We start from the raw sequence: 7,517 nt of genomic DNA, 5'->3' as shown, positions 1-7,517 counted from the left end.
AAGGCCATGTCTTCTTTGAGGGCTTACATCTGTAGCGGTGGCAAGGTGACGTCAGAACAGATAAAGAAAAAAGACCAAAAAGGTGAGAATGCGGACAAAAGACACAAATTCACCTTGAACCTGGAGGAGATCTTAGGTCCCGTTATAAGTGAGCTTGGATGCATAACGGTACTGAAAACGGGAAAGGTAACGCCCTTATACACGACCTTAAGGGGCATATGTCATGGCGGGTTTGATTTTTACCTAACCTAAAAGACGTTGCCCTTTAGGACACATGGGGAGTGGTTCCTAAAAATCCTACAAAAACTTGACGCGGTCTGCCGTCCCAATGAGATTGACAGAATTGCCGGGTCACGGTTATACTAATACGCGCTGAGGGCGGATAGCTCAGCGGAAGAGCACCTGCCTTACACGCAGGGGGTCATAGGTTCGAACCCTATTCCGCCCACCATGAGGCAGCAATATGCGGGGCTGTAGCTCAGCCGGTTAGAGCGCTGGCCTGTCACGTCAGAGGCCGCGGGTTCAAGTCCCGTCAGCCCCGCCATATTTTGACCAGGTGGCGAGAGGCGAGATAGCTCAGTAGGTAGAGCAGCGGACTGAAAATCCGCGTGTCCCCAGTTCGATTCTGGGTCTCGCCACCATTGAAAGAAAGAATAGAAGGCAAGAGGTAAGGTAGGAGAATGCGGAAGTAGCTCAGGGGTAGAGCACCACCTTGCCAAGGTGGGGGCCGCGGGTTCAAATCCCGTCTTCCGCTCCAGAGATCTCGGCGGCATAGCCAAGTGGTAAGGCAGGGGACTGCAAATCCCTTATACCCCGGTTCGAATCCGGGTGCCGCCTCCAGATAAAAAGCATACTCCGGCGTAGCTCAACCGGCAGAGCGGGTGGCTGTTAACCACTAGGTTGCAGGTTCGAGTCCTGCCGCCGGAGCCATAGAGATTAAGTCCGAAGAGGGCGTATATTTTATAGAATATCCCCCGCGAGTTCAATTGGCGGGGGATATTTGCATATTTGCCCTATGGATCTGACTGAAGGAAACTAAATGGAATCGTAGACTTTGTTTCGCTTTTTTAGTGGAAGGCCCTTCTGATTATGAAATGCGAAAGGCGGGAGATGATGACTTTCGAGGAAAAGGAAAAGAGAGAGGAATTGAAAGAGGTGACCATTTACACCGACGGTGCCTGTTTAGGCAATCCCGGCCCTGGAGGATATGGTGTAGTCTTGCTTTACAACGGCCATAGAAAGGAAATATCGGGAGGATTCAGGCTTACGACGAACAACAGAATGGAGATATATGCAGCTATAGCGGGATTGAGCGCCCTAAAGTGCAGGTGTAAGGTCAAGCTTTATACTGATTCGAGGTATCTCGCCGACGCTATGAATAAGGGGTGGGTAAAGAGGTGGAAGGCCAATGGATGGATGCGAAATAAAAAGGAAAGGGCTTTGAATGTCGATCTGTGGGAACAGCTGCTCCGGTTATGCGAAAAACATGAAGTGGAATTCCTCTGGGTCAGAGGACATGACGGAAATGTGGAGAACGAACGTTGCGACCAACTTTCCACGACTGCTGCCAGAGGCAAAAACCTCCCCATTGATCAGGGCTACGAAAATGCCGACCAATAACCCATTTTAAGAAGAGCGGATTTATGGCTTGTTTTGGAGTATGTCATTTGATTAAAGTCCTTTCAAAATATGTGATTTGTTTGACTAACTAGAGAGAAGGTAGTAGTATATTTTATACAGGAAAAATATATCGCCGGGGGTGCTTCGCGATGGCGGGGCTGAGAGCATACCCCTAGACCTGACCCAGGTAATGCTGGCGGAGGAAGGGCGAGCCGAAAAATTTAAATCAACCGAAAATCTAGATGTAAACCTAAAAAGCCGCCCAGGGGCGGCTTTTTATTATGGAAGATTAAATCTATAGGAGGTGCTTAAAGGTGAAGCTCGATGAGCTGGTTATAACAAAAGCCATAGTCGAAGGGTACTTCAAGAAACTAATGAATTGTTTAGAGCTCGATGTTGCCATAGTTGGCGGAGGTCCTTCTGGGCTGGTGGCAGCTCTTGAATTGGCCAAGGCCGGCAAGAAGGTGGCTCTTTACGAACGCAAGCTAAGCGTTGGCGGCGGAATGTGGGGAGGTGGAATGCTTTTTAATGAGATAGTGATACAGCATGAAGCCAAAGAAATCTTGGAAGGGGTGGGCGTCAATGTACGCCCCTATGAGGTCGAGGGATATTACACTGCCGATTCCGTTGAGGCCGTGAGCACATTGACGAGTAAGGCCGTGAAGGCAGGAGCGACGATATTTAATGCCCTTAGCGTGGAGGACGTAGTGGTGGACGATGAGGAGAGGATAAATGGGCTCGTTGTAAATTGGACGGCTGTGGAGATGGCAGGTCTTCACGTTGATCCACTGTCGATTCATTGCAAATATGTGATAGACGCTACGGGACACGACACCGAAGTGGTAAGAGTAGTGGCGCGCAAGATGCCGGGCAGGCTTTTTACGGCGACTGGCAACATTGAAGGCGAGAAGTTTATGTCGCCCGACAGGGCAGAAAAGTTGACAATAGTAAACACCCGCGAGGTATTCCCGGGTCTTTACGTGGCCGGAATGGCAGCCAATGCCACCTTCGGAGGTCCCAGGATGGGGCCTATCTTTGGGGGGATGCTGCTTTCGGGCGTGAAGGCCGCGAGGGAGATTTTAAGTAAAATTTAGCAAGTTTTCTTACGCCTCAATTTTTTGGTCGCGAGCGAATTTGATTGGCCCTAGGTTTTGCTCGCGACTTTTTTCCTGGCGGTCTGATCAATTGGAAGACAAGTGATATTGTGGTAAATTGAGACTAAATAAACGGTTCAGGAGGTGTTGTAGATGTTGGATATTTCTCAATTGGTTTCCCTTGGTTCGGAAAGGGCTATTAAGAAGACTGTTTCAGTCGATGATACCGTCGGCAATTCGTCGCTTTACCTTGAACAGTTCTTATCGACTTCTGCATGTATAAATATGGTCGTTAGAATGGCTACGGAAATGGTTGACCAGTCGCTGCCTCAGGGGTTCATATCCGTAGGCTATCACACCGAGATAACTCATGAAGAACCTACTATGATGGGAGCCGAAGTCTCTTACAAAGTTGTCTTGAAGGAGATAGACGGCAACAGATTGACCTTCGATTTTGAAATTAGCGATAAAAATGGGATTGTCAGTTACGGCAAGCATGTCAGAGCGGTAGTAAACTACACGAAATTGCTCGAAAAAGCCAAAGAAAGGATGAGTACCTAAACCTGGATGCTTTGTTGATCTCCTGGTCATAAAATCCGTCGATGTCTGAGAGGGGGGGTAAAGTATGCATTCCCATGAAGGCGAGATTGAAATAGCTGAGGGCAAGAAATTCATAATTAGGATAAGAAGGGAACGATGCAAGGGATGCGAAATTTGCATAGAATTTTGCCCCAAGAAAGTCTTTGAAGGCGACGAGCTCGGACATCCAATCCCGGAGAGGATTGACGAATGTATAGGTTGCGGAACTTGCGAATTGCGCTGCCCCGACTTTGCCATTGAGGTAATACCGAAGGAGTGTCATGATAGTGAAGAAAAAAGTTAAATTCATGTTGGGCAATGAGGCCATAGTGGAGGGTGCACTCCTGGCGGGGGCGACATTTTTTGCCGGATATCCCATAACCCCTTCGTCAGAGGTGGCCGAAAGGGCATCCAGAAAGCTCCCTCAGATAGGGGGTTGCTATCTTCAAATGGAAGATGAAATCGCAAGCATTGCTGCCATAATAGGTGCATCCATTGGAGGGGCCAAGGCCTTTACAGCCACATCGGGACCAGGTTTTTCCTTGATGCAAGAAAACATTGGCCTGGCCATCATGGCAGAGGTTCCCTGTGTGATAGTCAATGTCCAAAGGTCAGGCCCAAGCACAGGATTGGCCACCCGCCCAGCTCAGGCAGACATCATGCAGGCCCGCTGGGGACGCCATGGGGATCACTCCGTGATCGCCCTCTCTCCTGCCACTGTGCAGGAGTGCTTCGATCTCATGGTTCAAGCCTTTAATATGGCTGAAAAGTACAGATGCCCCGTCCTTTTCATGGCCGACGAAACGGTAGGTCACTTGCGCGAAAACTGCGTTCTCCGTTTAAGGGATGAAGTCGAGATCGTGAACAGAAAGAGACCCCCTGAAGGGCTTGAAGAATATTTGCCATACAAAGCCGACGACGATCTGGTGCCTCCCATGGTCACGCCGGGCAGCGATTATTTAACCAGATATCATTCCTCGACCCATAACGAAAAGGGCTTGCCCACAAGTTCTCCTCAGGAGGCGAGGAAACTGGTCAAGAGGCTTTACGACAAAATAGAGAAAAATAAAGATGATATCATAATGTACAGAGAATTTGACGTAACGAAGTGCGAATATCTGGTGATCTGTTTCGGCGGAGCCGTCAGGGCGGCCAGGCAGGCTGCGATAGAGGCGAAAGAGGAAGGACTGAGCGTAGGCGTACTACAGCTTCAGACGGTATGGCCTTTCCCTGCAGAATACATTAGCGAAATTTCCAAGGGCAAGCGAGGGATAATCGTTCCTGAGATGAACATGGGTCAGATAATCGGTGAAGTGCGAAAAGCCGTTCCCGACGAAATTCCGGTCCTTGGGGCAAATCGTTATGACGGTGAACCCCTGACGCCTAAGGAAATTATCCAAGTCTTGGGCGAGGTGGTATCGTTATGAGCAAAAGATCGTGTGAAGTCAGCTGGAAGGCCTTTTTGAGGGAAGAAAACCTGCCCCATCAGTGGTGTCCAGGTTGCGGCTACGGGGTGATCTTGAAGAGCATGCTTTATGCCTTCGAAAAGGGCGGCCTTGCTCCGAAAGATGTCGTTGTAGTTACGGGGATCGGCTGTTGGGGTAAAGCCGATGATTATCTTTATGCCAATACAGTTCACGTTACACACGGGAGAGCTTTGCCCGTCGCAACGGGCATAAAGGTGGCAAATCCATCTATGAAGGTCATAGCTTTGATGGGCGATGGCGATAGCGCGACAATCGGAGGAAATCATTTGATTCACTCTTCGCGCAGGAACATAGACGTCGTCGCCTTGGTAGCCAATAACCTTAACTACGGAATGACGGGTGGCCAATATTCCTGCACTACGCCGCTTTATTCCAGGACGTCGACATCCTGGTACGGGGATCCTGAGCCGGCGCTCGATGTTTGTCGTATTTCGGAGACGGCCGGAGCAAGTTTCGTCGCCAGGACGACCGTCTATCATGCGACAACGATAGAAAAATATATCGGAATGGCCCTTTCTCACGAAGGTTTTTCCCTGGTGGAAGTGATATCTCCCTGTCCGACCTATTTTGGAAGGTATAACAAGCTCTCCAAAGCGCCGCAAATGCTGAAGTGGCTGAAGGAACAGTCGATACCCATAGAGCGCGTAAAGGACTTATCCGAAGAAGACCTTAAGGAAAAGTTCGTCACCGGAGTATTTGTCGATAAAAAAGGACATTCCTTCCTGTCCCGCTACAGGGAAATACAGTCTCGGGCAAGGAACGAGCTTGAAAGCGAGTGATCGTCCATGAAATACGAAGTTATTTTTGCGGGAATTGGTGGTCAAGGAGTGATTTTAGCCGGTACTTTGCTTGGCGAGGCTGCCGTAGCTTCCGGGCTGAAGGCCTCTCAGACGCAGGCTTACGGAGTATCGGCCAGGGGAGGCTTTACAAAGACGGACGTTGTTATGTCTGATAACGAGATCCTATACCCTTATGCCTTAAGCCCCGATATCGTCGTCGTTTTGGCCGAGGAAGCCCTGGTTCGGAATCTTGATATAGAAAACAAAAACTGCAAAGTGGTTTACGATTCCGGCTTGATTGACGCGTCAAAATACAAGCTGGATTCGAGATTTGTCGGATTTCCCATAACGAAGACTGCCATCGAAATGGGTTCTTCCAGGAGCGCGAACGTGCTTTCCCTGGGGATAGTTGCCAGCTGCTTGAAGGCGATTTCGACTGAGGCGTTGTTTCAAACCTTGGCCGAGGCTTTCTCGCCAAAAATACGGGATATAAACGCTAAGATTCTACAAAAAGGCATTGATGTTGGAAATGAGTTAATTTCTAGCCGTTAGCTTTATGAAGAGGCATTTCAGGGAAAGCTGTTTTTCTCTATTGTTCTTGCTGTAATAAGCTCTTTGTTCATTGTGTGTCGATAAGCCTTTGGACATCTTTGACAACATCCATTGACTTTGCTTTTGATTATGCCTTTGTGATCCCTGTTATGCCTCTTCGACACTTTTGTTTCTGATGCGTTAGATTAAAACTCCTTCCATGGCCTCTCCGAGTCCTGTTGATACCTCTGCCAAAACTTCGGGTTTTTTAAAGTTTGCGACGGCTTTTACTATCGCTTTTGCCCTTATCGAAGGATTCTCCGACTTGAAGATGCCACTTCCGACGAAGACGCCATCACAGCCCAGTTGCATCATCAAAGCGGCATCGGCAGGAGTGGCGATTCCGCCAGCTGCGAAGTTGACGACGGGAAGCCCTCCTGTTGCGCGACACGTTTCCAGCAATTCCAAGGGAACGCGCAGCTCACCGGCGAGGGTTGGCAGGTCCTCTTCGTTTGCCGATAAAAGCTTCTTCAATTGGGCATAGATTGTTCTGACATGCCTTACTGCCTCTATTACGTTGCCCGTGCCGGCTTCCCCCTTGGTTCGGATCATGGTTGCACCTTCGGCAATTCGACGCAGGGCCTCTCCCAGGTCGCGGGCACCGCAAACAAAAGGAGTTTTAAATTCTCTCTTGTTTATGTGATGTTCGTCGTCGGCAGGTGTTAAGACCTCACTTTCGTCTATGAAGTCTACTCCAAGTGCTTCTAGGATCTGCGCCTCGACGAAATGTCCTATGCGCACTTTGGCCATAACCGGTATGGAAACGGCATTTTTTATCTCCAATATCTTTGTAGGGTCGGCCATTCGAGCCACCTTGCCCTCCTTTCGCAAATCTGCAGGCACCTTTTCTAGGGCCATAACGGCCACGGCACCCACATCCTCCGCTATTTTGGCCTGCTCGCTGTTTGTCACGTCCATGATGACTCCTCCGACGAATTGCTTTGCCAGATTTTCTTTGTCGGTGAAGTTGATTTGGTTTTTCACTGCAAGTTCCCCCTTTTTTAGTTTTTCACTTTTATGTTAAGGGGGAGCTATATCTTTGGTTAGTGCCAAATCATGAGAGTTTATATCCTATTTTGGACCCTACCAGAAACATGTGCAGAGTCGTGTTTTTTGGACTGATCGATGTCGCATAATGAACTTATAATAATATGTAAATGGTTATAGCGATTTTTCCCGTTGTTCCATAAACTTTTTTATGAGAATATGTTATATTTGTAAAAGCCAGGGGGCGCTCATGTGCGTGAGCTGAGAGAGAACCCCTAGAACCTGATCCAGGTAATGCTGGCGGAGGGAATGGCGGACAAAAGAAGAACTTTTGTGATGTCCTTTCCCTTCCCATAAAAAATAGCGGGAGGGATTTTTAA

General features: G+C 48.8%; 8 protein-coding genes, 6 tRNA genes, 1 pseudogene and 2 riboswitches. Of the genes and pseudogenes, 14 read left to right on the top strand and 1 reads right to left on the bottom strand.

The window, feature by feature from the left end:
- The 14 genes and pseudogenes from BLU12_RS09550 to BLU12_RS09485 all read left to right on the top strand — a co-directional run.
- Positions 1–252 (top strand): annotated as a pseudogene (locus tag BLU12_RS09550) (ISLre2 family transposase); the annotation flags it as partial.
- A 124-nt stretch (positions 253–376) separates the two neighbouring features.
- A tRNA-Val gene (locus tag BLU12_RS09545) sits at positions 377–451 on the top strand.
- 16 nt (positions 452–467) lie between these two features.
- Positions 468–544: transfer RNA gene (locus tag BLU12_RS09540), tRNA-Asp, on the top strand.
- A gap of 21 nt (positions 545–565) precedes the next feature.
- Positions 566–641: transfer RNA gene (locus BLU12_RS09535), tRNA-Phe, on the top strand.
- A 41-nt stretch (positions 642–682) separates the two neighbouring features.
- A tRNA-Gly gene (locus BLU12_RS09530) sits at positions 683–757 on the top strand.
- Positions 758–765: 8 nt separating this feature from the next.
- Positions 766–840 (top strand) — tRNA-Cys (locus tag BLU12_RS09525).
- A 14-nt stretch (positions 841–854) separates the two neighbouring features.
- A tRNA-Asn gene (locus BLU12_RS09520) sits at positions 855–930 on the top strand.
- Positions 931–1,089: 159 nt separating this feature from the next.
- Entirely contained in the window at positions 1,090–1,620 is a 531-nt protein-coding gene (gene rnhA / locus BLU12_RS09515; protein WP_009201729.1) for a ribonuclease HI, read from the top strand.
- A 125-nt stretch (positions 1,621–1,745) separates the two neighbouring features.
- Positions 1,746–1,843: riboswitch (TPP riboswitch) on the top strand.
- A 91-nt stretch (positions 1,844–1,934) separates the two neighbouring features.
- Positions 1,935–2,714, top strand: coding sequence for a sulfide-dependent adenosine diphosphate thiazole synthase (locus tag BLU12_RS09510; protein WP_091462369.1), 780 nt, complete (start codon positions 1,935–1,937; stop codon positions 2,712–2,714).
- Between the two features lie 153 nt (positions 2,715–2,867).
- Complete coding sequence (locus tag BLU12_RS09505; protein WP_091462367.1) at positions 2,868–3,275, top strand: thioesterase family protein; 408 nt, start codon at positions 2,868–2,870, stop codon at positions 3,273–3,275.
- A gap of 64 nt (positions 3,276–3,339) precedes the next feature.
- Complete coding sequence (locus BLU12_RS09500) at positions 3,340–3,597, top strand: 4Fe-4S dicluster domain-containing protein (protein WP_009201726.1); 258 nt, start codon at positions 3,340–3,342, stop codon at positions 3,595–3,597.
- Positions 3,575–4,720, top strand: a complete 1,146-nt coding sequence (locus tag BLU12_RS09495) for a 2-oxoacid:acceptor oxidoreductase subunit alpha (RefSeq protein WP_091462366.1) — start codon at positions 3,575–3,577, stop codon at positions 4,718–4,720. The genes BLU12_RS09500 and BLU12_RS09495 overlap by 23 nt, the downstream gene beginning before the upstream one ends.
- On the top strand, positions 4,717–5,559 hold the full coding sequence (locus BLU12_RS09490) for a thiamine pyrophosphate-dependent enzyme (RefSeq protein WP_091462364.1): 843 nt from the start codon (positions 4,717–4,719) through the stop codon (positions 5,557–5,559). Before BLU12_RS09495 ends, BLU12_RS09490 begins: the two co-directional genes overlap by 4 nt.
- A 6-nt stretch (positions 5,560–5,565) precedes the next feature.
- Positions 5,566–6,111 carry a 2-oxoacid:acceptor oxidoreductase family protein gene (locus tag BLU12_RS09485; protein WP_091462362.1) on the top strand — a complete coding sequence of 182 codons (546 nt, stop codon included), beginning with the start codon at positions 5,566–5,568 and terminating at the stop codon, positions 6,109–6,111.
- A gap of 180 nt (positions 6,112–6,291) precedes the next feature.
- Here the strand turns inward: BLU12_RS09485 and pdxS are convergent, their stop codons facing one another.
- The gene (gene pdxS, locus BLU12_RS09480; protein WP_407638652.1) at positions 6,292–7,068 is read right to left on the bottom strand and encodes a pyridoxal 5'-phosphate synthase lyase subunit PdxS; all 777 of its coding nucleotides are present in this window, start codon (positions 7,066–7,068) and stop codon (positions 6,292–6,294) included.
- 299 nt (positions 7,069–7,367) lie between these two features.
- Positions 7,368–7,464: riboswitch (TPP riboswitch) on the top strand.
- Positions 7,465–7,517 lie beyond the last annotated feature (53 nt).

Origin of the sequence: Acetomicrobium thermoterrenum DSM 13490 (assembly GCF_900107215.1) — a bacterium.
GTDB lineage: Bacteria > Synergistota > Synergistia > Synergistales > Acetomicrobiaceae > Acetomicrobium > Acetomicrobium thermoterrenum.
The sequence above is the reverse complement of the archived record's forward strand: the minus strand, read 5'-3'. Positions and strand labels throughout refer to the sequence as shown.

Bases quoted from the DNA above. Each gene is read 5' to 3' on its own strand.
- rnhA (WP_009201729.1), top strand. From the start codon at position 1,090: ATGAAATGCGAAAGGCGGGAGATGATGACTTTCGAGGAAAAGGAAAAG.
- BLU12_RS09505 (WP_091462367.1), top strand. From the start codon at position 2,868: ATGTTGGATATTTCTCAATTGGTTTCCCTTGGTTCGGAAAGGGCTATT.
- BLU12_RS09500 (WP_009201726.1), top strand. From the start codon at position 3,340: ATGCATTCCCATGAAGGCGAGATTGAAATAGCTGAGGGCAAGAAATTC.
- BLU12_RS09495 (WP_091462366.1), top strand. From the start codon at position 3,575: ATGATAGTGAAGAAAAAAGTTAAATTCATGTTGGGCAATGAGGCCATA.
- BLU12_RS09490 (WP_091462364.1), top strand. From the start codon at position 4,717: ATGAGCAAAAGATCGTGTGAAGTCAGCTGGAAGGCCTTTTTGAGGGAA.
- BLU12_RS09485 (WP_091462362.1), top strand. From the start codon at position 5,566: ATGAAATACGAAGTTATTTTTGCGGGAATTGGTGGTCAAGGAGTGATT.
- pdxS (WP_407638652.1), bottom strand. From the start codon at position 7,068: ATGGACGTGACAAACAGCGAGCAGGCCAAAATAGCGGAGGATGTGGGT.